Source organism: Embleya sp. NPDC020886 (assembly GCF_044333915.1).
GTDB lineage: Bacteria > Actinomycetota > Actinomycetes > Streptomycetales > Streptomycetaceae > Embleya.
In genome coordinates, this window is record NZ_JBIRRX010000010.1 from 80,621 (window position 1) to 105,279 (window position 24,659).

A 24,659-nucleotide genomic window follows, 5' to 3' on the forward strand; every position below is an offset into this window, starting at 1 on the left:
CGGTCGATATTCGAGCCGCGCGGAAATCTGCATGCGAGCAGGCGGAACGAGCGGAACGAGCGGAACAAGCGGAACGGGCCGAGCAAGCGGAACGGGCCGAACAGGCGCCGTGCAGAAAACGAAAGCTCGTCCGGTCCGGCCGGCTCGAAATCAGCCGGTGGTGTCCCCGGCCTCGGGTACCACGCCGGGCGCGGAGGTCGAGGTGATCAGCTTGCGGAGGGTTTCCTCCAGGTAGGCGTAGTCCGCCTCGATGTCCGCCGCCGACTGGCCGAACCGACCGCTGACCTCACTCGTGGCGAACCCGACCACCATCGTGCTGAGCAGCCGCTCGGCCCGATTGACCTCGGTGATCGACAGGCCGGCATCCAACAACGCGGCGAACACCGCCTGCCGGACCCGATGCGCGCCCGGGGTCGCCGCCGACCGGGTCAGCAGCAGCGGGAACACGTCGGGGTGGCGCCGAGCCGAATCCCGAGCCGCCCGCCCGATCCGGGCCAGCCGCTCGTCCCACGGCAACTCCGCGTCCGGCAGCGGAAACTCGGAGAGCAACTCCTCGACGATGCCGTCGAGCAGGGCCGCCTTGTTCGCGATGTGCCCGTAGAGCGACATCGCCGTCACGCCGAGCCGACGGGCCACCGCCTGAAGGGTCACGGCCTGCAGCCCCTGCTCGTCGGCCAGTTCGAGACTCACCCGAAGAATGGCGGAGCGGTCGATGATGCGCGGGCGACCCATGGGCCTCAAGGTATCACCGCCGATCGGCGTGATCCGCCCACGGCGGCCCGGCGCCCAACGCGGTGGTGAGCCGGTGGTGGATGTCCCGCGCGCCGATCGACGCGGTCGCCCGGCGGGGTGCCGGCCCCGTCATCGAAGCGATCGGCACCACCAGCAGATGTGGCCCCGGAGCGGCCCGCGCCGCGCCCATCGCGGCGTCGAGCCGGACCGCGTCGGAGCACACCACCGCCGACGCGTAGCCGGTCGCGCGCGCGATCGCCGCGAAGTCGGTGCTGCCCGACGTGGTGGCCTGGGCGCCCGTCGATTCGTACGCGCCGTTGTCGAGCACCACGTGGATCAACCCCGGCGGGGCGGTCGCGCCGATCGTGGACATCGTGCCCAGGTGCATCAGCGCGGCGCCGTCGCCGTCCAGGAGCACCACCTCGGTGCCCGGCGGACGCAGCGCCAGACCCAGTGCGAACGCCGACGCGTGACCCATCGAGCCCTGCATGTAGAAGTTGGTCGGCGCGTCGCCGCCGGCGAACAACTCGCGCGAGGTGTACCCGGTGGTGGCGACCACCGCGATCCCCTCGGCCCGCGCGGTGATCGTGCGCAGCGCCTCGGCCCGGGTGAGCGTCCCCCGACCGGCGGTGGGGTCGGCGGCCGGACCCTCGGGGACCTCCACCGCACCCTTCTCGACCAGGACGAACACACAGTGTCCGGCCGCCAGTTCCTTGCCGGTCTCGGCCAACAGGGCGCGCAGGCCCGCCGCGTCGGTGCCGCGTCGCAGGGTCCAGTGCGCGACCCCGATCGCGTCCAGCAGCTCGTGCGTGGCGGCACCCATCACCGCGTGTTGCGGTTCGTCGCCGCCCGGATCGGGCCAGCCGCGCAGGCTGGTGAACACCAGGGCCGGGACGTCGTAGGTCATCAGCAGCGAGGTCAGCGGATTGATCAGGTTGCCCAGACCGGAGTTCTGCGCGACCACCGCGACCCGGGTGCCGGCCACCGCGGCTCCGGCGGCGATGGCCAGCGCCGCGCCCTCGTTGGCGGCCGGCACGTACCGGCCCTCGCGGGTGAACCGGGCGATCGGCGCGGAGAAGTACGAGCACGGCACGCCCGTGACCAGCTCCACCCCGAAGTCGGCCAGTGCGGCGCAGAAGTCGTCCGAGCCGATCACCAGTCCAACGCCTTCCACGCGTCCAGCCGTTGCAGCCGGAACACCTCCTGCACGCTCGCGATCCGGTCCTCGACCTCGACCGAACTGCCCTCGCGGAAGATCGCCCCGTAGGTGTCGCGCAGTGAGCTGACCGTGGCCCGCAGGCCCTGATTGGCGTAGATGACCACCGAGACGCCGGCCGCGGCTGCGGCCCGCGCGTCCCAGTCGGGGTAGGTGGTGGGCACCACCACGACCGGCACCGCACCGTCCCAGCCGTCCAGGAACCGGGTGATCTGCTCGCTGGTGCGGATCTTGGAGTGCACGAGCACCGCGTCCGCGCCCGCGTCGGCATAGGCCGAACAGCGCTTCAGCGCCTCGTCGACGCCCAGTCCGCTGATCAGCGCCTCGGTCCGGGCGATCAGGAAGAAGTCCGGGGTCTGCTGGGCGCTTTTGGCCACCTCGATCTTGCGGGCGAAGGTGCTGATGTCGAGCAGCGTGTGGTCCACGGCGGCGAAGCTGTTGATCTTCGGGAACAGCTTGTCCTCGATGCACACCGCGGTGATGCCGGCGGCCTCGTACTCGTGCACCATGTGCGCGGCGTTCAGGTTGTTGCCGTAGCCGGTGTCGCAATCGGCGATCACCGGGATGGACAGCGCCTTTTGCATGTTGGCGGCGGCTTCCAGGTATTCGCTCATGCCGAGCAGGCTCGCGTCGGGCAGGCATCGGGCCGCCGACACCTCCAGGCTCGACGACCACACGGCCTGGAAGCCGGCCTCCTGGGCCAACACCGCACCCAGGGCGTCGTGCGCGCCGGCGACGCGCACCAGGTCGTGTTCGGCGAGAACCGCCCGGAACGGCGCTGCGAGAGCAGTCCTGAGCACTGACGATCTCCTATCGGTTCCGGAGGATGGGCGGGAAGGGAGCACGGCTCATCGCATGACGAGTTTGTAGAAGTCGGTGGGGTGCGCCTCGTCGCCGAGTTCGCCGAACATCAGCCGCTGGCGCTCGCTCATCGCGGCCACCACGTCGGCGGGCATGCGGTGGAAGTCGAGCGGCCGGCACCACAGGTGCCCGTACCGGATGATCACCGAACGGCGGGTCAGCCCCCGGGTGTTCGGGGCCACCGCGTGCCACAGGTTGTACGGGAAGACCACCGCGTCGCCGGGCTCGGCCAGGACCTGCACCGCGTTCGGCGGCATCTCGCCGCGCCGCCAGTAGCTGTTCGGCTCGGGCAGATGACAGTCGTCGTCCAGCCGTTCGGGGCGCAGCCGGTGACTGCCGGGAATGACGGTGAAGTTGCCCGAGTCGGGGCGGCCGACGTCGGTGAGGAAGTACTGCACCTTCAGTTGCAGCGCCCGGCTCGCCGGATCCAGCACGATGCCCATCAGGGACGCGCCGCCGTCGGTGTGCCACTCCTCCAGGGGCGCCGCGCCGCCCTCGCGGACGAACGCCTCGCTGCCCAGCACGTGCAGGTCCGGGCCGAGCAGATCGACCAGGGTCGGCAGCACGCCCGGATGGTCGACCAGATCCAACAGCGCCGGGCTCGCCGCGGCGGCGTTGCGCACCCGGACCGAATGATCCTGGTCGTTGCGATAGCTGATGTGCGCCGTGCGCACCAGCTCCTGTTGGCGGACCGCGAAGTCCACGCCCGCCAGGGCGCGTTCGACGTCGGCGGCGGAAAGCGCCTTTCTGATGTGAATGTAGCCGTTTTGATTCCACTGCTCGCGCCGACTCCCGAGTATTTGCTCGGGTGATTCCCCCACCGGTGGACCTCCGTTCGGTCGTGTTCGCGCTTTGGCCTCAGCTTCACAGCCGTTTAGGACCGCGGCCAGTGTCGGTCCACCACGGCGGGGGTGTGTTTCGGACAGCGGATCCATGCGAAACACATGATCGGCATCCTCTTTCCGCATCTTTTTGTATCCCGCCGCATGGGGCCGCCGGCGGATTCCCGCGTTGTAGCATCGGCGGATGGGCCCGGAATCGGGTCCCGGAACTTCTTCCAGCAGTCGCCACCACCATGCAGCAGTCGCGATCGAAGAGGGCCGTCTCTTGCCTCACGCCGCTCAGGTTCCGGTGAACTCCGTGGACTCCCGGGCTCTTCGCATTCCCACCGTGATCACGGTGGTGGTTCTGCTGAGTTGTCTCGCGGCTTCGGTGCTGTCGGTGCTCACATTTCCGGTCGCCACGTGGCGCATGGCCCTGGCGCTGGCGGCGGTCACCGCGGTCGCGGTGATCCAGTGCGCCCATTCGTTGCCGGGCCGGCTGCGCCGGTTGCCCCGGCCCGGTACCCGACTCCTGTGTTGCCAGGCGGTGTTGGCGCTGATTCCCGCGTTCGTCTGCCCGGGGACCTGGACCGCCGCACCGGGATTCCTGGCGGGTTCCCTGCTGCTGTATCTGCCGCAGAAGCGGGCGTGGTGGGCGTTCGGCGTGCTGATGTTCGCGACCGGCGTGGTCACCTTCGTGCTGGCGGACGACTTCGACGACGTGCCGTACGCGCTGGTGGCGAGCACCTCGACCGGGCTCGTGCTCTACGCGCTGATGCGGATCACCGAACTGCTCGCCGAGATGCACCAGTCCCGACTGGAACTGGCCCGGCAGGCGATCGTGCGCGAGCAACACCGGTTCGCCCGGGACCTGCACGACCTGCTCGGCTACAGCCTCGCCACCATCGGGGTGAAAAGTTCGCTGGCCGCGCGGCTGTTGCCGGACGACGTCGAACAGGCGCGCACCGAACTGGCGGAGATCCTGATCATCACCCGGCAGGCCGCCACCGACATGCGCGAGGTGGTGCATCGATACCGGGGGATGTCCCTGGTCGCCGAGGTCGCGGCGGCCGAGTCGTTGCTTGCCTCGATCGGGGTGCGGGCCGATACCCGGATCGAGATCGACGGGCTGGACGCGACCATCGAGACGGTGCTGGCCACCGTGTTGCGCGAGGGGCTGGCCAACATGATGCGACACAGCTCCGCGACCGAGTGCGTGATCACCGCGGAACGCGACGGCGACTTCGTCCGGTTCGGGGTGTGCAACGACCGGGCCGGCGCCGCCGGATCGCGCGGGGCGGGTCCCGGTCGCCTGGGCGGTACCGGGCTGGCCAGTCTCGCGGTGCGCGTCGAGGGCATCGGCGGACGGCTACAGGTGGGCATCGACGGCGGCGGTTGGTTCCGCCTGATCGCGCTGGTCCCCGACCCCGCCGCGGTCTCCGACCCGGCCACGCGCCCCGACCCCGCGGCGGTCCGCGACGCCACGGCGGTCCCCGACCCGGTGGCGGTCCCCGGTCCGACCACGCCCCCCGACCCGACCACGCCCCCCGAGCCCGCCGCGGCCCCCGACCCCACCGGGGAACCCTGCGACGCCGCCCGCGAGCCGGTCGCGGGCTGAGCCCCGACGCGTCACTCGCCCGAACGGGTCACAACCAGCCCTCGTCCCGGGCGATCCGAATCGCATCCACCCGGTTGCGGGCATTGAGCTTGGCCACCACCGAGTTCAGGTGATTGCGCACGGTGCCCGCACACACCCACATCTGATCCGCGATGTCCGCGACCCGATGCCCGTCGGCCGCCGCGCGCAACACCTGGAGTTCGCGCACGGTCAGCCGCGACGGGCCGCCGTCGATCGCGGCCAGGGCGACCGATGCGTCGATCACCCGGCCACCGGCCGCGATTTCCCGGATCGCGCCGCTGAATCGGTCCGGGTCGGAATTCTTGAGCAGGAATCCGGACACCTTCGCCGCCGCCGCGCGGTGCAGATGACCCGGCGCGTTCATTCCGGTCAGGATCAGCGTTCGACATTCCGGGAGCGCGGCTCGCAGCGCCATGGCCGCCTCGATCCCGTCGATACCCGGCAGGCCGATGTCCAGCACCGCCACGTCCGGACGCACCGCCCGGGCCCGCGGCACCACGTCGATCCCCGAGTCGACCTCGGCGACCACGACGATGTCCGGTTCCAAACTCAACAATGACACCAGCGCCCTGCGCAGTAACTTCATGTCCTCGGCAATCAGGACCTTGATCAAGGACTCCCCCTCATCCCGAATCCGGCATCGATCCCCCCGATGCCGGGTTCGTCGGCGATCCCCCGTAACAAGATGCCGATTATGCAGGACGAGTTCGGCGGCTCAATAGAGCAAATAGCACGCGGATCGAACGAACGCGAAAGCACCCGGCCCGCGATGCGCACCAAAAAGGGCGGACCCGGGCCGGCATGTCGCCGATCCGGGTCCGCCCGTACCTCGTGTCCGCCGCCGCAGGGCGCGCGTCCCTACCGCTCAGCCGGAGAACTCGGCCAGTGCCTTGTTCGCCTCGGCCAGCCACTCCGCGCGCGCCGCGATCGACTCCTCGGCCTCCCGCAGCTTGCGCTCGTTCCCGGCCGCCCGGGCCTTCTCCGCCTGCTGGGTCAGCTTGTCGATCGACGCCTGGATCTGATCCACTGCGGCCTGCGCCCGGGCCCGAGCCTCCGGGTTGGTGCGCTTCCACAGCTCTTCCTCGGCCTCACGGATCGCCCGCTCGACGCTCTGCAGGCGGGCCTCCATCTTCGGCCGGGCATCGCGCGGGACGTGGCCGATGGCCTCCCAGCGATCGTTGATCGAACGCAGCGCCGCCCGCGCCGCCTTGACGTCGGTCACCGGGACGATCGTCTCGGCCTCGACGAGCAGCAGCTCCTTCGCGGCCTGGTTCTCCCGCTGCTCGGAGTCGCGCTCGGCGAACACCTCGCTGCGTGCCGCGAAGAAGACGTCCTGGGCGGCCCGGAAGCGCTGCCACAGCTCTTCCTCGACGTCGCGCTGCGCCCGACCGGCGGCCTTCCAGTCGTTCATCAGGTCGCGGTAGCGCGCCGCGGTGTCGGTCCACTCGGTGGACGTCGACAACGCCTCGGCCGCCTCGACCAGCTTCTCCTTGACGCGCTTGGCACTGTCCCGCTGGCCGTCCAGCTCCGCGAAATGCGCCTTGCGGCGCTTGGCGAAGTTGGACCGGGCCTGCGAGAACCGGTGCCACAGCTCGTCGTCGGCCTTGCGGTCCAGCCGCGGTACGGCCTTCCACGCGTCCACCAGCGCACGCAGCCGCTCGCCGGCCGGGCGCCAGTCCGTGCTCTGGCCCAGTTGCTCGGCCTCGGCGACGATGCGCTCCTTGGCGCCCTGCGCCTCCTCCTGCGCCTTGGCACGGGTGGCCTTGCGCTCCTCGCGCTTGGAATCCACCACGGTCACCAGCGCGTCCAAACGCTTGACGAGCGAGTCGAGATCGCCGACCGCGTTCGCGTCGACGATGCTCGCGCGCAGGCGCTCGATCGCGTGATGGGCGTCCTTGGGAGCCAGGTCGGTGGTCCGTACCCGCCGCGCGAGCAACTCCACCTCGACGGCGAGCCCCTCGTACTTGCGCCGGAAGTAGGCCAGGGCCTCGTCCGGGGAACCCGCCTGCCACGAACCGACGGAGCGCTCACCGTCCGCCGTCTTGACAAAGACGTTTCCCTGCTCGTCCACGCGGCCCCACGGGTCGCTGCTCACAGCGGCCTCCTTCGATGCTGAATGCGGCGCACTTTACACAGGACCCCGGGGCACGGGCCGGGCCGTGCCCCGGGAGTCGCCGTGGAACATGCGTGCGGTCGGTTGCTACTTGGCCACGGTCACGCTGTCGAGGACCACGTTCTCGCGCGGCGCACCGTCGCTGCCACCGTCCGCGGTGCCCGCGGCGGCGATCTTCGTCAGCACGTCCATCCCGCCGGTGACCTTGCCGAACGGGGTGTAGTTCGGCGGCAGCTTGCTGTCCGCGGTCACCAGGAAGAACTGGCTTCCGTTGGTGCCCGGTCCCGAGTTCGCCATCGCGACGGTGCCGGCCGGGTAGGACGCCGAACCGTCCGCGCCCGCCGTACCCAGATTCTCGTCGACGAACTTGTAGCCGGGACCGCCGGTGCCCGTTCCGGTCGGGTCGCCGCACTGGAGCACGGCGAGACCGCCCGTGGTCAACCGGTGGCACTTGGTGTGGTCGAAGAACTTCTTGTCCGCCAGGAACGCGAACGAGTTCACCGTGTGCGGCGCCTTCGCCGCGTCCAGCGCCACCTTCACCTCGCCACACGTGGTCTTGAGGGTCATCGTGTACGCCGCCTTGGTGTCGATCGACATCGCGGGCTCGGCGCCGAACTGCTCCTTCGTCGGATCACCCGGAGCCGGCGCCGCACACGTCTTGGGCTTGGTGTCCGGGGCCGGTGACTGCGGCGCCGAGGGCGGCGCGGTCGGCTGCTGCGACGCGCCCGCGTTCGTCGTCTTCTTGTCGTCGTCGTCACTCGCGGCCACCGCGAGCCACGCACCGGCACCGGCCACCACGACCACCGCCGCCACCGCGGCGATGACCTGGTTGCGCCGGCGCCGACGTGCCTGCGCGGACCCGCGTCGCTCCTGCTGGCGCTCGAACTTCTCGCGCGCGAGCTGCCGCTGGCGCTGCTGTTTGGTGACCACCGCGTGCTCTCCTGGATTCGAACGGACTCGATGTGGATGGACTCGACCTGGACGCCCGACGGCCGGACGAGGGCCGGGGGAGGGCTCCCGGTGCCGTGACGGGATCCGTGCACCGGTCCCGACCTGCGGTGATCCCACAGGCCCGGAACCGGCCGCAGCTCGCGCACAGTCTAGGCACGCACCCCCTGAACCGGTTCGCGATCCGCCCCCGCGCGCCGGTAGTCTCGTACCTGATTCCCACGTCCGCCGCATACTTCCGTGCTTGCCCCGCCGCCGGAAGACCCCGAGACCGAGAGGACGAACGTGATCGTCGCCGGGTTCCCCGCAGGGTCCTTCCAGACCAACTGTTATGTGGTCGCCCCTGCCGCCGGTGAGGAATGCGTCATCGTCGACCCCGGGCAGGACGCGTTCGACGGCGTACAGGACATCATCCGCGAACACCGGCTGCGCCCGGTGGCCGTCGTGCTGACCCACGGACACATCGACCACATGTTCTCCGTGGTGCCGGTCTGCGCCGAGCACAAGGTGCCCGCGTGGATCCACCCCGACGACCGCGACATGCTCTCCGACCCGGCCAAGGGCCTGTCGCTGGGCGTGGGGCAACAACTCTTCGGCGGGATGACCTTCACCGAACCCGAGGACGTGCGGCTGCTCACCGACGGCGCCGTGCTCGACCTCGCCGGCCTCGAACTGACGGTCCATCATGCGCCCGGCCATACACAGGGGTCGGTGGCCTTCGGCACCCAGGGAAGCGCGGACATCCCGCCCATCCTGTATTCGGGTGACCTGCTGTTCGCCGGCTCCATCGGACGCACCGACCTGCCCGGCGGCGATCACGCGCAGATGTTGCGCTCGTTGTCCCGGGTGTGTCTGCCCCTGCCGGACGAGACCGTCGTCCTGTCCGGCCACGGCCCCCAGACGACGATCGGCCGCGAGCGCGCGAGCAACCCTTATCTGCAAGAGCTGACGCCGCCCGCGGGACCGCACCGAGGAATGTGACGGATTTTCATACCGTGAGTACCTTCAACGCCCCCAAGGGCACCTTCGACATGCTCCCGCCGTACTCGGAGACGTTCAACCGGATCCGGATCCAGTTCGGCCTGGAGCTGCGCGACGCGGGTTTCCAGTACATCGAGACCCCCACCTTCGAGGAGACCGGCCTCTTCCTGCGCGGCGTCGGCGAGTCCACCGACATCGTGACCAAGGAGATGTACACCTTCGAGGACCGCGGCGGCCGTTCGCTCACGCTGCGCCCCGAGGGCACCGCGGCCGTGATGCGCTCGGTGCTCCAGCACAACCTGTACGCCGGCCGACTGCCGGTCAAGCTGTGGTACTTCGGCTCGTACTACCGCTACGAGCGCCCGCAGGCCGGTCGCACCCGCCAGTTCACCCAGGTCGGTGCCGAGGCGATCGGCAGCGACGACCCGCTGGTCGACGTCGAGATGATCGCGCTCGCCGCCGAGGGCTTCATGAAGCTCGGTCTGCGCGACTTCCGGCTGCTGCTCAACTCGCTGGGCTGCCGCGAGTGCCGGCCGGTCTACCGGGCCAAGCTCCAGGAATTCCTGCGCGCGCTCGACCTGGACGCGGAGACGCACGCCCGGATCGAGATCAACCCGCTGCGCGTGCTCGACGACAAGCGTCCCGAGGTGCAGGCGCTGATCGCGGACGCGCCGCTGATCACCGACCACCTGTGCGAGGCGTGCGCCGCACACCACACGTTCGTGCGCGGCATGCTCGACGAGCTGGAGATCTCCTACGAGGACACTCCCAGGCTGGTCCGGGGCCTGGACTACTACAACCGCACCACGTTCGAGTTCGTGCACGACGGCCTCGGCGCGCAGTCGGCGATCGGCGGCGGCGGGCGCTACGACGGGCTCTCCGAGGATCTCGGCGGCCCCGACCTGCCGTCGGTGGGCTGGGCGCTGGGCATCGGCCGCACGATGCTCGCGATGGAAGCCGAGGGCCAGGCCGTGGAGACCCCGGCGGACTGCGACGTCTACGGCGTCGCGATCGGCGACGCGGCCCGGCGGGCGGTCTTCGGCATGATCACCCAGCTCCGGATCGAGGACATCCCCGCCGACATGGCGTTCGGCGGGAAGAAGCTCAAGGGCGCCATGAAGGCCGCGTCGCAATCCGGCGCCCGCTACGCCATCGTCGTCGGCGATCGCGACCTCACCGAGGGCGTCGCCCAGATCAAGGACCTGTCGAACGGGGACCAGACCCCGGTCCCGCTCGACCAGGTCGTCACCGTCTTGAAGGAGAAGCTTCAGTGATCCGCACCCATGACGCCGGTACGCTCCGCGCCGAGCACGCCGGCCACACCGTGACGCTCGCCGGCTGGGTGGCCCGGCGGCGCGACCACGGCGGCGTGGCGTTCGTGGACCTGCGGGACGCGTCGGGCACCGTACAGGTGGTCTTCCGCGACCTGGAGACCGTGCACAACCTGCGCTCCGAGTTCTGCGTGAAGATCACCGGCGACGTGCGGGTGCGCCCGGACGGCAACGAGAACACCGAGATCCCCACCGGTGCGGTCGAGGTCGTCGTGGACGACTTCGAGATCCTCTCGGAGGCGGCCCCGCTGCCGTTCCCGATCGAGGAGTACACGCCGGGCACGGTCAACGAGGAGGTGCGGCTCAAGCACCGCTACCTCGACCTGCGCCGCGCGCCGATGGCGCGCAACCTGCGGCTGCGGTCCAAGGTGACCCGGGTGATCCGCGAGGTGATGGAGGACCACGACTTCCTCGACATCGAGACGCCGTACCTGACCCGGTCCACCCCCGAGGGCGCCCGCGACTTCCTGGTGCCGGTGCGGCTCCAGCCCGGCTCCTGGTACGCCCTGCCGCAGTCGCCGCAGCTGTTCAAGCAGCTGCTCATGGTGGCCGGCATGGAGCGCTACTACCAGATCGCGCGCTGCTTCCGGGACGAGGACTTCCGGGCCGACCGGCAGCCCGAGTTCACCCAGTTGGACGTCGAGATGTCCTTCTGTGACGCCGAGGACATCCTCGCGCTGACCGAGAAGCTGCTCGCCCGGGTGTGGCGCGAGGTGCACGGCGTGGAGATCGCGCTGCCGCTGCCCCGACTGCCCTACGCGGAGGCGATGGCGCGCTACGGCTCGGACAAGCCGGACACCCGGTTCGACTGCGAACTGGTGGACCTGACGGCCTACTTCGAGGGCACCTCGTTCCGGGTGTTCCAGGCCGAGTTCACCGGCGCGGTGGTGATGCCCGGCGGTGCCGCGCAGACCCGCAAGGAGCTGGACGGCTGGCAGGACTGGGCCAAGGCGCGCGGCGCCCGCGGCCTGGCGTACGTGCTGGTCGACGCGGAGACCGGCGAACTGCGCGGCCCGGTGGCCAAGAACCTGTCCGCGGAGCACCTGGCCGGACTGGTCGAGGCGACCGGCGCGGCCAAGGGCGACTGCATCTTCTTCGCGGCGGGTCGGCGCACGGCCTCGCTCGAACTGCTCGGCGCGGCCCGGCTGGAGATCGCCCGCCGCGGTTCGCTGATCGACGAGTCGAAGTGGAACTTCCTCTGGGTCGTCGACTTCCCGATGTTCGAGCCGATCGAGGACGCGGCCGGCAACCACCAGGGCTGGCACGCGATCCACCACCCCTTCACCGCGCCGACGGCGGAGTGGGTCGACGGGTTCGACAAGAACCCGGGCGAGGCGTTGTCGAACGCGTACGACATCGTGCTCAACGGGACCGAGATCGGCGGCGGTTCGATCCGTATCCACCGTCGGGACGTGCAGGAGCGCGCGTTCGCGGCGATCGGGATGTCGGAGGAGGAGGCCCAGTCGCAGTTCGGCTTCCTGCTGGACGCGTTCGCGTACGGGCCGCCGCCGCACGGCGGGATCGCGCTGGGGTTGGACCGGTTGGTGGCGCTGCTGGGCGGGGCCGAGTCGATCAGGGATGTCATCGCCTTCCCGAAGACCGCTTCCGGTGGCGACCCGTTGACCGGGGCGCCGTCGCCGATCACGGTGCAGCAGCGGCGTGAGGCGGGGATCGACGCGAAGCCCAAGTCGGGGGCCGGGTCGGGCTCCGGTTCGGGCTCGGCCGCGGCCTCGGGTCCGGCCGCAGGATCGGGCGAGGGCGCCAAGGGTGAGGGTGCCGACAAGGCGTAGTGGGTGATCCCGCCGGATGTGCGGGGAGCGGGGCGGTCGGGCCGGATGGCTCGGCCGCCCTTCGGCGTTGTGCGCCTTTGTCGACTCGGGGGAGTAGCCGAAACGCTTCTGCACAGCGGGCGAGCAGCGCCGTCCGAGTCTGCCTACCTTGGAAGTCGAGCCGGCGCAGGGCCGGTTCGCACGACCTCGGGGAGGCCGACATGGCGGTGGAACTGACGAAGCGGCGGCTGCCGGCGGAATACGTGACGCGGTCCGTCGTGCTGGGTCGCGGCTGGACCCAGGGCGCCATCGCGAGATTCCTGGCCGCGCCGGACGGGACGATGGCCAATCAGCGCTATCGCGGGTCGCCACCGACCCGGTTGTACGCGCTGGCGCGGGTGCAGGCGGTCGAGGGCACGCGCGAGTGGCAGGAGTGGTTCTTCACGGTGCGGCGACGCGGGGCGGCCGCACCGGTCGTCGACGGTGCGGGGGCGGGTGGAACGCGTAAGGGGGGCGCGGGGGTTGCGGTCGGTCCGCATGTCGGAGCCGAGCGAGATGCTGGGGTGGGTCGAGATCGGGCCTCGGAGGGTTCGCAGGACTCGATGAGCGCGATGAGTGCGAAGAGCGTGAAGGATTCGACGCTCTCGACAGACTCGAAAGGCTCGAAAGGGGAGGTCGCATGAGCCACACCGTGCATGTCAATCCACTGCGCTGGTTCACCGATGGCGAGGGTGGCCTGGAGTTCGTCGAGTCGTTCGGCACGCCGGTGCCGGCCGATCTGCTGGAGGAGGCGCGGGCCGCCGGCTATCCGGGAGTCGGCGACGTGCTGGCGGTGTTGCGTGGCGAAGGACTGTCCGCGCGTTGTTGGTTCACCCTGTGGGCGGATGACGCGGAGGTGCCGGATCCGTTGCCGGCGCGGCCGGGGGCGGCCGACGGCGACCACCTGGGCGGGTTCGCGATCGCGGTCGCGGGGGAGCGTAAGCGGATCGGCGCGGACGAGCCGGTGTCCGGGCTGACCTTCCGGGCCCCGGGGGCGGGCGCGGCGGAGCGGGCGGTGGCGGCGCTGGCCGAGGCGTTCGGCCCGCAGGTGATGTGGGCCGGGGATGTCGGCGACGTGGTGGTGGTGCCGCGCGGGCTGACCGCGGCCCGGGTGCGGGGGCTGCGGGTGGGGTGCGACATGGCCGATTCGTGAGGGATCTGCCCCTGTTCGTGGGGGTGGCCGATCTGGGACCGTAGGCCGGTGAAGCCCCCGTGAGGGGGCGGCCACCCGACTCGCTCGACTGCTGGGAGCCCTTGCCATGCCCTTCTCGCTGTTCGGTCGCAAGAAGTCGAAGCCGGACTCGTCGGCGGCTGCCGCGCCGCCCGCCACCGCACCCGCTGCCACCGTGCGCAGCGGCACCGGCTCGGCGGTCTCCCTCGACAAGATCGAACGCTCCGCACCCGGGTTGGTCAGCCTGTACAAGGCGGCCGGGGTCAGCCTGGAGAAGAACCGGCTGGCGGGTGTGCGCGCCGCGGTCTACCTGGTGCTCGACCGCTCCGGCAGCATGGCGCCGTTCTACAAGAACGGCAGCGTACAGGCGCTCGCCGACCGGGTGTTGGCCGCGGCCGCGCACTTCGACGACGACGGCACGGTGCCGGTGATCTTCTTCGACACGAAGGCGTATCGGGCCGAGGAGATCTCGCTGGACAACTACGGTGGCCGGATCGCCGCGCTGCACAAGAAGCTCGGGCACATGGGCACCACGGACTACGTGTCCGCGATGGAAGCGGTGATCGCGCACTACCGCTCGTGTGGCGCGACCGACCCGGCCTTCGTGATCTTCCAGACGGACGGGGCGCCGAACAACGCCAAGGCCGCGGAGAAGGCCATCTGCAAGGCGGCCGAGTTGCCGATCTTCTGGCAGTTCATCGGCTTCGGCCGGGACGAGTTCCGGTTCCTGCACCGACTGGACGACCTGCCCGCGCCCAAGTACCGCGTGGTCGACAACGCGGGCTTCTTCGAGGCCGGTTCGGACCCGAGGCGGATGCCCGACGGCGAACTGTTCGACAGCCTGATGAACGAATTCCCCGAGTGGCTCCAGACCGCGCGGGCGGCGGGGGTGCTTCGCTGAGGTTGTGGCGCGGCGGTGGGGTGGGCCGCAGGGCGGTTGCGGGCGGGGGCGATGGCCGGGCGAGGGGTGCTTTCGGTGGCCGGGCGGCCGGTGTTCGGGCATGGGTGCGGTGTCCGGTGGGGCAGCGGTGCGGGGACCGGCCGGGGTGGGCCGTCGGGCGGCGCCTCGTGCCCGGGCGCGTCGGGGGTGGGGGTTAGGGTCGGAGGGTGGATTCCGATCTTTTCACCGCCGCCGCCGAGGCCCGGCAGGCCAAGGACCCCTCGCTCGCGCCGCTCGCCGTGCGGATGCGCCCGCGCGACCTGGACGAGGTGGTCGGCCAGCGGCATCTGTTGGGTGAGGGATCGCCGCTGCGCCGGTTGGTGTCCTCGGACAGTCGGGTCACCGCGCCGTCCTCGGTGATCCTGTGGGGGCCGCCCGGCACCGGCAAGACCACGCTCGCCTACGTGGTCAGTCATGTCACGAAGCAACGTTTCGTTGAGTTGTCCGCGATCACGGCGGGCGTCAAGGAAGTGCGCGCGGTGATCGAGGAGGCGCGTCGGCAGGCGGGGGCGCAGGGCCGCGACACGGTGCTGTTCCTGGACGAGATCCACCGCTTCTCCAAGGCCCAGCAGGACTCGCTGCTGCCCGCGGTGGAGAACCGATGGGTGACGCTGATCGCGGCGACCACGGAGAATCCGTACTTCTCGATCATCAGCCCGCTGCTCTCCCGCTCGTTGCTGCTGACCCTGGAGTCGTTGACCGACGACGACCTGCGCGAGGTGGTCCACCGCGCACTCGCCGACGAACGCGGACTCAAGGGCACGCTCACCCTCGACCCGGACGCCGAGGAGCACCTGCTGCGCATCGCGGGCGGTGACGCGCGACGGATCCTGACCGCGCTGGAGGCGGGCGCGGGCTCGGCGGCCGACAAGGGCGAGGACACGATCACGCTGACCACGCTGGAGAGCGCGGTGGACCGGGCGGCGGTGCGCTACGACCGGGACGGGGACCAGCACTACGACGTGGCGAGCGCGTTGATCAAGTCGATCCGGGGCTCGGACGTGGACGCGGCGCTGCACTACCTCGCGCGGATGGTCGACGCGGGGGAGGACCCGCGCTTCATCGCCCGGCGGCTGATGATCTCGGCGAGCGAGGACATCGGGATGGCCGATCCGACCGCGTTGCAGATCGCGGTGGCCGCCGCGCAGGCGGTCGCGCTGATCGGCTTCCCCGAGGCGCGGATCACGCTCTCCCAGGCGACCATCCACCTGGCCCTGGCACCGAAGTCGAACGCGGCCTATCTGGCCATCGACGCCGCGCTCGGCGACGTCCGCAAGGGCCTGGCCGGTCCGGTGCCGCCACATCTGCGCGACGGCCACTACAAGGGCGCCGCCAAACTCGGCCACGCCCAGGGCTACGTCTACCCCCACGACGTCCCCGGCGGCGTCGCGGCCCAGCAATACGCCCCCGACGCCATCCACGGCCGCACCTACTACGAACCCACCCGCCACGGCACCGAAGCCCGCTACGCCGACATCGCCACCTGGACCAGATCCCGCCTCACCAACGCCACCCCGGACGAGTAGGCCCGGCCCGGCAGACCCGAGTGTGGCCGTGCGGCCCGCCCTCGGCCGCAGCCGGCCAACCCACATCCGGCAACCCTCGGCGCATCCGCACCGGTAGCCGATCGTCCCGCGCCCCGACTGCCACCGGGCCGGCCCCTGCCCGGAAGCCTCCGCTGCCGCCCTGCGCCTGCCGCCCTGCGCCCATCGATCGTGCCCGCCTCGGTCACCGCCGGCCGACCCGTGTCCGGCAACTCTCGGCGCGGCCGCGCCGCCCGCCGATCGTCCTGGACCTCGGCTGCTACCGCCCGGGCCAACCCCCACCCGGAACCCCTTGCCGCCGCCGCGCCACCTGTCGATCGGCTCCCGTCGCCGACCGGTGCCCGGCAGCCCTCGGCGCATCCGTGCCGGTCACCGATCGTCCCGCGCGTCGGTTGCTTCCGCGCGGGCCAACCCCCGTCCGGAAGCCCTTGCCCCGGCCGCGCCGTCTGTCGATCGGCTGCTGCCGCCGACCGGTGCCCGGCAGCCCTCGGCGCATCCGTGCCGGTCACCGATCGTCTCGCGCGTCGGCTGCCGCCGGGTCGGCTCCTGCCCGGACGCCTTCGCTGCCGCGCTGCCGCCCTGCCGCCCGTCGATCGTCCCGCGCTTTGGCTGCCGCCGGTCGTCCCTGTCCAGAAGCCTGCCCCACCGGGCCACCGCCCGGCCGCGCCGCGCCGCCGTTCCGCCGCCCCGGCCTGCGGCCCCGCCTCGCCGCGTTGCCGCCCCGCGCGGTCGGTCCGTTCGCTCGCCGCCTGCCGTCCGCTGCCCGCGCCGGGCGACGGGCTTGGGTGGTGGGTTGTTGTTCGCTGGGAGTGGTGGGTGGGGGCGGGGGTCCGTCTTGCGGGGGAGGCGGGGGCCGTTCGGTGGGGGCCGGCGGGGGATGGGGAGGCCGTGGGGTGGATGGGGACGCCGTACCGGTGGGGGACGCGCCGGGGGGTGGGGGCGGCCGAGGATGGCGGCATCCCATCGCTCGGTTCGGTCTCTCGGGGGCTGCCCATGTTTCGTTTTGCTCTGCGCAATGTCGTCGCGTACAAGGCCAGATTGGCGATGACCGCCGTCGCCGTGCTGCTCGGGGTCGCATTCGTGGTCGGCACCCTGGTCCTGACGGACACGTTGAGCCGGGCCTTCAAGAACAGCGCCTCCAAGAGCTTCGCCGACGTTTCCGTCGCGGTGATCGACGACAACGTCGACCGCACCGGTCCCCGCGAGCACGGCCGCCCGGACCCCACGCTCACCGAGGACACCCTCGCCCGACTGCGCGCGCTGCCGGGGGTCGCGCGGGCGCGGGGCGTGCTGGAGGGCTTCACCGGCGTGGTGGACCGCGACGGCGACCTGCTCGGATCCGGGTGGAGCACCATCGGGACCAACTTCGTGCCGACCGCCGGCGGAGTCGACCCGCGCTTCCCGATGCGTGCCGGGCACGGGCCCACGAACGAGCGCGAGATCGCGTTGGACGCGCGGACCGCGGCCGGGGCCGGCTTCCGGGTCGGCGACACCGTGCGGATCGCGCTGCGCGGTCCGATGGTGGAGACCCGGCTGACCGGCGTGTTCGGGACCGACGACCCGAGGGTGTCGGCGGGCGGCTCACTGGTTCTGTTCGACACCGCGACCGCCCAGCGACTGCTGGTCGCGCCCGGCCGATACGGCGAGATCGACCTGACCGCGGCCCCCGGTACGAGCGAGACCGCGCTGCGCGACGCGGCCGCGCGGGTGGTGCCCCCCGCCGACAATCTGCGGGTGGATTCCGGACGGGCGCTCGCCCGCGAGCAGATCGACCAAATCGAGGCCGGTACGCGGCAGATGACCGTCGCACTGCTCGCCTTCGCCGGCATCGCGCTGTTCGTCGCCACCTTCATCATCGCCAACACCTTCACCATGCTGGTCGCCCAACGCACCCGCGAGCTCGCCCTGTTGCGCGCGGTCGGCGCCCGACGCGGACAGGTCACCCGAATCGTGCTCGCCGAGGCGGCGGCGGTCGCCGCGGCGGCGTCGCTGCTCGGCCTGGGCGCCGGAATCGCGCTCGCGGGGGTGCTCCGGTCGCTGCTGGAGCGGTTCGGCGCGCCGCTGCCCGCCGGCCCGATGATCGTCGAGGGCCGCACGATCGTGGTGGCGCTGCTCGTGGGCTCCGGCGCCACCCTGCTCGCCGCCTGGCTGCCCGCCAGGCGCGCGTCCCGAATCCCGCCGGTCGCCGCACTGAACACCGTCGAACAACCCGCCGGCCCCGGCGGCCTGCGTGGGCGCAGCGCCACCGGCGCACTGATGACCGCCGTCGGCGCGGCGCTCACCGCGTACGGCCGCTCCACCGCCGCCGACAGCGGCCGCGTGCCGGTGGCCGTCGGGGTCTTCCTGGTCCTGGTCGGCATCCTCCTGCTCACCCCGCTGTTGTCCCGGCCGGTGATCGGGGCGGGCGCGCCGTTCCTGGACCGGCCGTTCGGCACGGCCGGTCGACTGGCCCGCCGCAACGCCGTGCGCAACCCCCGCCGCACCGCCGCCACCGCGTCGGCGCTGACCATCGGCCTCTCCCTGATCGCCGGTCTGACCATGCTCGGCGCGTCGATCCGGCAGGCCGTCGAGGAACGCGCCATCGCCGAGGTCGCGGCCGACTACCGGATCAAAACCGTCAACGGCGCGCCCGTCGACCCGAGCGTGCTCGACGCCGTCGTCCGTGTGCCGGGGGTCACCGCGACGTCCCCGCTGATCCGGGACACGGTGACGCTGGACGGTCGCAACGCCGCGGTGATCGCGGTGGATCCCGCGGCGATCGAACGATTGCTCGCCCTCGGCGGCACGCCGGACGCCGCGGCGGCGCTGCGCCGAGGCGAGATCCTGGTCACGGCGGACACCGCGAAGCAGCGCGGTTGGCGAATCGGCTCGGTGGTCCCGATCGACTATCCCGACGGCACCCGGGGCCGCGTCACCATCGGCGGATTCCAGGGCGATCTCGAACAGTTGACCAAGGTCACCGTGCCGGCCGCGCTGATGCGGGCACATTCCACCCACCGCGACATCCGGTCGATCCTGGTGCGGACCGCCGCCGGCGACGGCGCGCGGACCACCCGCACGATCGAGCGGGCGATCGGCGACAACCCGTTGATCATGGTCGAGGACCGCACCGACATCCGGCAGTCCATCAGCCGCAGCGTCGACCTGTTGCTCCGGATCATGTACGGGTTGCTGGCCATGGCCGTGCTGATCGCGGTGCTCGGGGTGATCAACACGCTGGCCATGTCGGTTTTTGAACGCAGGCGTGAGATCGGGATGTTGCGCGCGATCGGCTTCGACCGCTCGCGGGTCCGCACCATGGTGCGACTCGAATCGCTGGTGATCTCCCTCTTCGGCGCGATCCTCGGGGTGACCGTGGGCACGTTCCTCGCCTGGGGCATCCTGGGCCCGCTGCGTGGCAAGGTGCCCGGTCTGGTGCTGGTCGTCCCCTGGGACTCGGTCGGCGTATTCCTCGCCCTCGGAGTGGCCGTGGGCGTCGTCGCGGCGGTCTGGCCCGCGCGTACCGCGGCCCGTGCCGCCGTGCTCGGCGCGATCGGCGCCGAGTGAGCCGGACCGGCCCACCCTGCGCGCCGAGCGAGCACGAGCGGCCCACCCGCCGTACGCCGCGGGTCAACCCACCATCGCGCGCAGCCCGTCCGGAGCCGGCATCGTCATCGCCCGGGCGATCTCCGGGTCCGCGGTGCCGGTGACGGCGCCCACCACGGTGCGGCGGATCAGGTCGGTCCAGGCCGGAGCCCGACGCACCATCGCGTGGCCGTCCGCGAGTTCGAAGCGGCAGACCCGCTCGGAGACCTCCCGGGCGGCCAGCGCGTAGCGGTGCGAGGCCTTCGGGCTGGTGGTGTGGTCGGCCGTACCGTGCACGATCACCACCTCCCGGCCGGCGAGGTGCTTGTACGGCTCGTCGTCCTCGATCCACGGCGCGAGGGCGCAGACCGTGCGCACACTCTCGTGCTCGGCCACCCGCAACGCGGTACGGCCGCCCATCGAGTGGCCGACCAGGGTGACCTCGGCCTGCGGATACCGGCTCCGGATGCCGTCGAGCGCCCACCACGCGTCCTGGACCGGATCGTGATCGGGCTCGTTCCACCCGCGCACCCGGTAGCGCAGCAGCCAGGTGGCGGCAGCCTCCGCGCGGGTGGCCCGATGGATGCCCCGGGCGATCGGCACCATCCGGCGGTAGGCCAGATTGCGGGTCGACGCCGGTTGCCGACTGCGCGCCCGACCGCCGGGCAGGACCAGGACGACCGCGCGAACGTCCGTCCCGCTCGGCGGCGACCAGGTACGCAGCGCCGCGAGCGGCCCGGTGGATGCGTGCGCGTCCGGCATGCGGAGCCTCCATACTTCCTGCCCGGTCCGGTCGTCCGGACCCCGTCGTCGAGCCGAGGCGGCAATCCCCGCCCGCCGGCCCCAATCCCCGAACGCCCCCGCCGCCCACGTCGTTCCCGCCCCCACCCACGAACCCCCACGTCCGGCAGGCGCGGGGCCGGGTCCGGCGGTCAGAAGCCTCGGGTGCGCTTGGAGGCCGGGCGCATCTCGCGGCCGGTGCGCGGGGGCGGGGACGGGAGCACGAAGCGGGCGGCCTCGGAGCCGACGTTGACGCCCGCCGCCAGTGCCAGGGCCAGCGACGCCGCGTTGACCAGGCTGCGCCAGCCCGTGTCGGTATGGCCGAGGGCCAGGCCGAGCATGCCCTGATACATCGCGCTGCCCGGCAACATCGGGCCGATCGCCGGGATCACGTACGGCAGCGCCGACGTCCCGTGCCAGCGCGCGAGCAACTGCCCGAGCAGCCCGAGCAGTCCCGTGGCGACGGCGGTCGCGAGCACCGGCGCGGCGCCCGCCTCGCGCAGCACCTGGAACACCGCCCAGCCGATCGCGCCGCCCGCCGCGGCGAGCGGCAACAACACCCGCCGTACCTGGACCAGCACCGCGAAGGTCATCGACACCCCGCCCGCCGCCAGGAGTTGCACCAGGCGGGGGTTGGCGTTGAGGTTGAACGTGCCTTCGACGTTGAACTTCACGCCCACCTGGTCGCCGATGTAGATCACGATCGAGATGCCGACGATGATGCCGACGATCAGGTAGAAGACCTCCAGCAACCGGGCCGCGGCGGTGATGTAGAAGCCGGTCAACCCGTCCTGGACGGCGGCGACCAGGGCCCGCCCGGGCAACAGCGCGAACAGCCCGCCGGTGACCACGGCATACGGATTGATCCCGACGCCGACCTTGATCATCGTCACCGTGATCGCGGCGGCCGGCATCGAGGCGAGCACGAACTGGTAGAACTCCGGGACGCCGCGGTCGGAGAGCAACTGCGCCAGTCGCTCGCCGATCAGCGCCGCGACGCAGGCCGCGATGGCCACGATCACCCCGCCGCCGACCATGACGCTGGCGAAGGCCGCGATCAGCCCGGCGGACAGCAGCAACAGGTTGCGCGGATAGGGGTGTCGGTTGCGGCGGATGTCGGCGAGCCGGTGGTACGCCTCCTCCAGGGTCAATTCGGCGCCGGTGATGTCCGAGACCAACTGGTGCGCCTCGTCGAGCCGGGTGTAGTCCACCGCGCGCCGCCGGACCACCCGTTCGCCGGTGACCGGCGGTTCGACCAGGGACGGCTGGTAGGACAGGGTGATCGCGACGAAGGTCACATTGGGTTGGCAGCGTTCCAGGCCGTACGCGTCGGTGATGCCCAGCATCGCCGCCTCGACGTCCTCCCCGCCCTCGCCGCTGGCCAGCAACAATTCGCCGGTACGCAGCGCCAGGTCGAGCACGCGCGGCACCGAGGGGCCGGCCTCCGGCTTCTCCGGCGCGGGCACGATCGGGATGCTCGCGGTGTGCCCGCTGAACCGCAACTGGGTGCGCAGCCGGTCCTGCCACGGGCTGGCCCCGGAGCGAGGCGTCGGCCGGGGTTCCGGCTCCCAGGGGGCGCGGGGGTTCGGATGGTCGCGGCCGTCCCCGTCCGCCGGTTCCTCCGGCCTGTGCCGCGAATGTTGCTCCGACACCCCGTGTGGTCCCTTCCGCCGTTCGCGTCGCGGTCGTCCCGCGTCGGCGGTCTCGCGCCCGGTCCGCCGGGGCGAGCCGCCCGAGTGGATCGCCACCCGGTGCCGCGACCGGAAACGTTAGCCGGTCCCCGGCACCCGATACGGCGCACCACGACGCGGCCGGGTGCGCGGCACGACGCCGCCGCGCCCGGGCGCACCGGATCGCGCACCACCGTGCCCGACCCCGTACGACCGATCCCGGACCGGGAGACTGCCCGCGCCCGGGCGCATCATGCGACCCGGAAACGCCGCCCCGTCCCGACCGGCACGGCAGCGGCCCGAAATCACGCCTGCCCGTGCACCCCCTGCAGCAACCGGCGCAGCGCCTCACCCAGTTGCATCGGACCCGAGACCGGCGTCTCGAACTCGAACCGCACATCGCACGTACGCTCGGGCCCGCCGGTGCGCAGCCGGATGCCGTGCCGGTCCAGCGACACCGGCGCGACCCGCTCGTCGCAGGCCGGCGCGCCCGCCAGGCTCGCCAGCCGGCACAGGTCGTTGCCGTGGGCGGCGGCGAGGTGCTGGAGCAGTTCGGCCTCGTGGACCGCCAGCGGGTCGGGCTCGGCGTCCGCGTACTCCTCCGGCTCGACGTGCCCGGTGCCCCACAGGTCGTCGACCAGCACTTCGCCGACCTCCAGACGCACGATGGTGCCCGCCCGCGGGGACGCGGTGGGGTCCTGGGCCGACTCGGCGAGCAGGGTGGCGGCCCGGTCGGCGTCGGCGCCGGTGGGGATGCTCAGCCAGCCCGCGATCCAGCAGTGCGCCCGGACCCGGTGCGGCACGGCGACCGGCGCGACGTCCACCAGGTGCAGCACGGCGGCCACGTCCTCGCGCGAGGTCAGCACGACCGCGGCGGTCTCGCCCGGGACGAGCAGCAGCAGCGACCCGTCCGGCTCGACGACTCGGGCGGCCGGGACCACCGGTTCCTCCCGGTCGCCGGGCAGCTCCAGGGTGGCCGACCCGGCGAACGCGGCCAGCGTGCGGGCCCGCTCGGCGGTCAGCGGTCGTCGGGAAGAGAGATCGGTACGCCCGGCGTTGGCCTCGGTGGGAACAGACATGGCGTCCTCCAGGTGCGGCGCTCGTTTGCGACCCCTGTGTGGGCTACCGAACGCATCGTCGTTAAGGTTAGGCTTACCTAAGTGCACCGATCTTGGCAAGGCGACCCGCGTCACGGCGGCCCGAGCGAAGGCGCCCCCCGAGGGACCGCCGACGCGACCGGGCCGACCGCGGCGGCGACCCACACCCAGGCGGCCCACCAGGACGACCCACACCGAAACACCCCCGCACGGAGGACCCGACTGTGAATCAGACCCGACCGAAGATCCGGCGCAGCCGTGCGCTCGGTGTGGCGCTCACGCCCAAGGCCGCGAAGTACCTGGAGAACCGGCCCTACCCGCCGGGCGAGCACGGTCGCGGTCGCAAGCAGTCCTCGGACTACAAGACCCGGCTGATGGAGAAGCAGCGCCTGCGCTTCCAGTACGACATCTCCGAGGTCCAGATGCGGGCCGCGTTCGACCGGGCCAACAAGCACGCGGGCAAGACCGGCGACGAACTGGTGGTCGACCTGGAGCGCCGGCTCGACGCGTTCGTGCTGCGCGCGGGCTTCGCGCGCACCGTCTACCAGGCGCGCCAGATGGTCACCCACGGCCACATCGAGGTCAACGGCGGCAAGGTGGACAAGCCGTCCTACCGGCTCAAGCCCGAGGACATCGTCGGGGTGCGCGAGCGCAGCCGGACCAAGCCGCTGTTCCAGGTGGTCCAGGCCGGCGGGTTCGCCGCCGCCGAGACCCCGCGTTACATCGAGGCCCGGCTGGACAAGCTGATGGCCCGGCTGGACCGGCTCCCGCAGCGCCGTGAGGTCCCGGTGATCTGCGACGAGCAGTTGGTCGTCGAGTACTACTCGCGCTGATCCGCGAGCGCGCTCCGCGCGAAACGCGAGCCACATCAAGTCGACACACGCGCCACACCGACCGCGCGGGTTTCCTCGGACGAGGAGACCCGCGCGGTCGCGGTAGGGTCGGGTTTTCCGAGGCGGCCACGCATGTCTGCCGCCTCGACTGATCCCACTCATCAAGGAGCGCATGACGGTGTCGGGTGGCGAAGTCGCGCTGATGATCATCGCGGTTTTCTGGGCGATCCTGGTCGCCTTTCTCGCGGTGGCTCTGGTCAAGCTGGCGAAGGTGCTCAAGGAGGCCACGACCCTGGTCGCAGGGGTGGCGGACCGAGCCGTTCCGCTGCTCGACGAGGTGACCGAGACGGTCCGGGCGACGAATGCCCAGATGGGCCGGGTCGACCAGATCGCGGGCAACGTGCAGACCATGACCACGAACGCCACCGCGCTCTCCTCCACGGTCGCCGCCACCCTGGGCGGCCCGCTCGTGAAGACCGCCGCGTTCAGCTACGGCGTCCGCCGCGCGCTCTCCGCGCAGCAGCGAGCCGAACTCGGCCGCCGGGTGCGGATCGCGGCCAAGGCGCAGAAGGTCGCACGGCAGCGCAGCATGCGCGGGAGGGGCTGACCG

At 71.7% G+C, this 24,659-nt stretch carries 21 protein-coding genes; 11 read left to right on the forward strand and 10 right to left on the reverse strand.

The genetic code is table 11. The features are described 5' to 3' along the window. Positions 1-150: 150 nt before the first annotated feature. Genes ACH4U8_RS30545 through ACH4U8_RS30560 form a run of 4 tightly spaced genes read right to left on the reverse strand, consistent with a single transcriptional unit; the run spans position 151 to position 3,630 of the window. Positions 151-732, reverse strand: a complete 582-nt coding sequence (locus tag ACH4U8_RS30545) for a TetR family transcriptional regulator (RefSeq protein ID WP_360313737.1) — start codon at positions 730-732, stop codon at positions 151-153. Between the two features lie 13 nt (positions 733-745). Further along, positions 746-1,906 carry a phosphonopyruvate decarboxylase gene (gene aepY, locus ACH4U8_RS30550; protein WP_379989652.1) on the reverse strand — a complete coding sequence of 387 codons (1,161 nt, stop codon included), beginning with the start codon at positions 1,904-1,906 and terminating at the stop codon, positions 746-748. Next, positions 1,885-2,748: an isocitrate lyase/phosphoenolpyruvate mutase family protein gene (locus ACH4U8_RS30555; RefSeq protein ID WP_360313733.1), complete on the reverse strand. Its 864-nt coding sequence runs from the start codon at positions 2,746-2,748 to the stop codon at positions 1,885-1,887. Before ACH4U8_RS30555 ends, aepY begins: the two co-directional genes overlap by 22 nt. A gap of 48 nt (positions 2,749-2,796) precedes the next feature. Further along, the gene (locus ACH4U8_RS30560) at positions 2,797-3,630 is read right to left on the reverse strand and encodes a phytanoyl-CoA dioxygenase family protein (RefSeq protein ID WP_395781575.1); all 834 of its coding nucleotides are present in this window, start codon (positions 3,628-3,630) and stop codon (positions 2,797-2,799) included. A 349-nt stretch (positions 3,631-3,979) separates the two neighbouring features. Between ACH4U8_RS30560 and ACH4U8_RS30565 the strand changes: the two genes are divergently transcribed. Then, positions 3,980-5,248, forward strand: a complete 1,269-nt coding sequence (locus tag ACH4U8_RS30565) for a sensor histidine kinase (protein ID WP_395781577.1) — start codon at positions 3,980-3,982, stop codon at positions 5,246-5,248. A 28-nt stretch (positions 5,249-5,276) separates the two neighbouring features. Here ACH4U8_RS30565 and ACH4U8_RS30570 read toward each other — a convergent pair whose 3' ends face one another. From ACH4U8_RS30570 to ACH4U8_RS30580, 3 genes are all read right to left on the reverse strand, one after another. Beyond that, entirely contained in the window at positions 5,277-5,882 is a 606-nt protein-coding gene (locus ACH4U8_RS30570) for a response regulator transcription factor (protein WP_360313727.1), read from the reverse strand. Positions 5,883-6,134: 252 nt separating this feature from the next. Further along, positions 6,135-7,364 (reverse strand): DUF349 domain-containing protein, encoded by a 1,230-nt coding sequence (locus tag ACH4U8_RS30575; RefSeq protein WP_379990844.1) that lies wholly within the window; start codon positions 7,362-7,364, stop codon positions 6,135-6,137. A gap of 105 nt (positions 7,365-7,469) precedes the next feature. Next, complete coding sequence (locus ACH4U8_RS30580; RefSeq protein ID WP_395781579.1) at positions 7,470-8,312, reverse strand: peptidylprolyl isomerase; 843 nt, start codon at positions 8,310-8,312, stop codon at positions 7,470-7,472. A 303-nt stretch (positions 8,313-8,615) separates the two neighbouring features. Here ACH4U8_RS30580 and ACH4U8_RS30585 point away from each other — a divergent pair, with 303 nt between their 5' ends. The 8 genes from ACH4U8_RS30585 (at position 8,616) to ACH4U8_RS30620 (ending at position 19,651) form a co-directional block, all read left to right on the forward strand. Further along, positions 8,616-9,311 (forward strand): MBL fold metallo-hydrolase, encoded by a 696-nt coding sequence (locus ACH4U8_RS30585; RefSeq protein ID WP_360313723.1) that lies wholly within the window; start codon positions 8,616-8,618, stop codon positions 9,309-9,311. Positions 9,312-9,325: 14 nt separating this feature from the next. Further along, on the forward strand, positions 9,326-10,585 hold the full coding sequence (gene hisS / locus ACH4U8_RS30590; RefSeq protein WP_360313721.1) for a histidine--tRNA ligase: 1,260 nt from the start codon (positions 9,326-9,328) through the stop codon (positions 10,583-10,585). Then, a complete protein-coding gene (gene aspS / locus ACH4U8_RS30595; protein ID WP_360313719.1) occupies positions 10,582-12,432 on the forward strand; it encodes an aspartate--tRNA ligase in 1,851 nt (616 codons plus the stop codon). Before hisS ends, aspS begins: the two co-directional genes overlap by 4 nt. A gap of 200 nt (positions 12,433-12,632) precedes the next feature. Next, on the forward strand, positions 12,633-13,094 hold the full coding sequence (locus ACH4U8_RS30600) for a hypothetical protein (protein ID WP_395781581.1): 462 nt from the start codon (positions 12,633-12,635) through the stop codon (positions 13,092-13,094). Beyond that, a complete protein-coding gene (locus ACH4U8_RS30605) occupies positions 13,091-13,603 on the forward strand; it encodes a hypothetical protein (protein ID WP_379990848.1) in 513 nt (170 codons plus the stop codon). The genes ACH4U8_RS30600 and ACH4U8_RS30605 overlap by 4 nt, the downstream gene beginning before the upstream one ends. Positions 13,604-13,709: 106 nt before the next feature. Beyond that, positions 13,710-14,522: a vWA domain-containing protein gene (locus ACH4U8_RS30610; RefSeq protein WP_379990849.1), complete on the forward strand. Its 813-nt coding sequence runs from the start codon at positions 13,710-13,712 to the stop codon at positions 14,520-14,522. A 206-nt stretch (positions 14,523-14,728) separates the two neighbouring features. Continuing rightward, positions 14,729-16,087 (forward strand): replication-associated recombination protein A, encoded by a 1,359-nt coding sequence (locus ACH4U8_RS30615; RefSeq protein ID WP_360313711.1) that lies wholly within the window; start codon positions 14,729-14,731, stop codon positions 16,085-16,087. 1,011 nt (positions 16,088-17,098) lie between these two features. Further along, the gene (locus ACH4U8_RS30620) at positions 17,099-19,651 is read left to right on the forward strand and encodes an ABC transporter permease (protein WP_395781583.1); all 2,553 of its coding nucleotides are present in this window, start codon (positions 17,099-17,101) and stop codon (positions 19,649-19,651) included. 63 nt (positions 19,652-19,714) lie between these two features. Here the strand turns inward: ACH4U8_RS30620 and ACH4U8_RS30625 are convergent, their stop codons facing one another. The 3 genes from ACH4U8_RS30625 to ACH4U8_RS30635 all read right to left on the reverse strand — a co-directional run bounded on the left by ACH4U8_RS30625 (position 19,715) and on the right by ACH4U8_RS30635 (position 23,198). Beyond that, the gene (locus tag ACH4U8_RS30625; RefSeq protein ID WP_395781585.1) at positions 19,715-20,431 is read right to left on the reverse strand and encodes an alpha/beta fold hydrolase; all 717 of its coding nucleotides are present in this window, start codon (positions 20,429-20,431) and stop codon (positions 19,715-19,717) included. Positions 20,432-20,601: 170 nt separating this feature from the next. Beyond that, a complete protein-coding gene (locus ACH4U8_RS30630; protein ID WP_395781587.1) occupies positions 20,602-22,101 on the reverse strand; it encodes a threonine/serine exporter ThrE family protein in 1,500 nt (499 codons plus the stop codon). 323 nt (positions 22,102-22,424) lie between these two features. Next, positions 22,425-23,198 (reverse strand): DUF2470 domain-containing protein, encoded by a 774-nt coding sequence (locus tag ACH4U8_RS30635; protein ID WP_360313703.1) that lies wholly within the window; start codon positions 23,196-23,198, stop codon positions 22,425-22,427. 242 nt (positions 23,199-23,440) lie between these two features. On the opposite strand from ACH4U8_RS30635, the gene rpsD reads away from it, so the two are divergent. Together rpsD and ACH4U8_RS30645 are read left to right on the forward strand one after the other, a co-directional pair. Then, positions 23,441-24,049 (forward strand): 30S ribosomal protein S4, encoded by a 609-nt coding sequence (rpsD, locus tag ACH4U8_RS30640; RefSeq protein WP_360313701.1) that lies wholly within the window; start codon positions 23,441-23,443, stop codon positions 24,047-24,049. 172 nt (positions 24,050-24,221) lie between these two features. Further along, complete coding sequence (locus ACH4U8_RS30645) at positions 24,222-24,656, forward strand: DUF948 domain-containing protein (protein WP_360313699.1); 435 nt, start codon at positions 24,222-24,224, stop codon at positions 24,654-24,656. Positions 24,657-24,659: the final 3 nt, after the last annotated feature.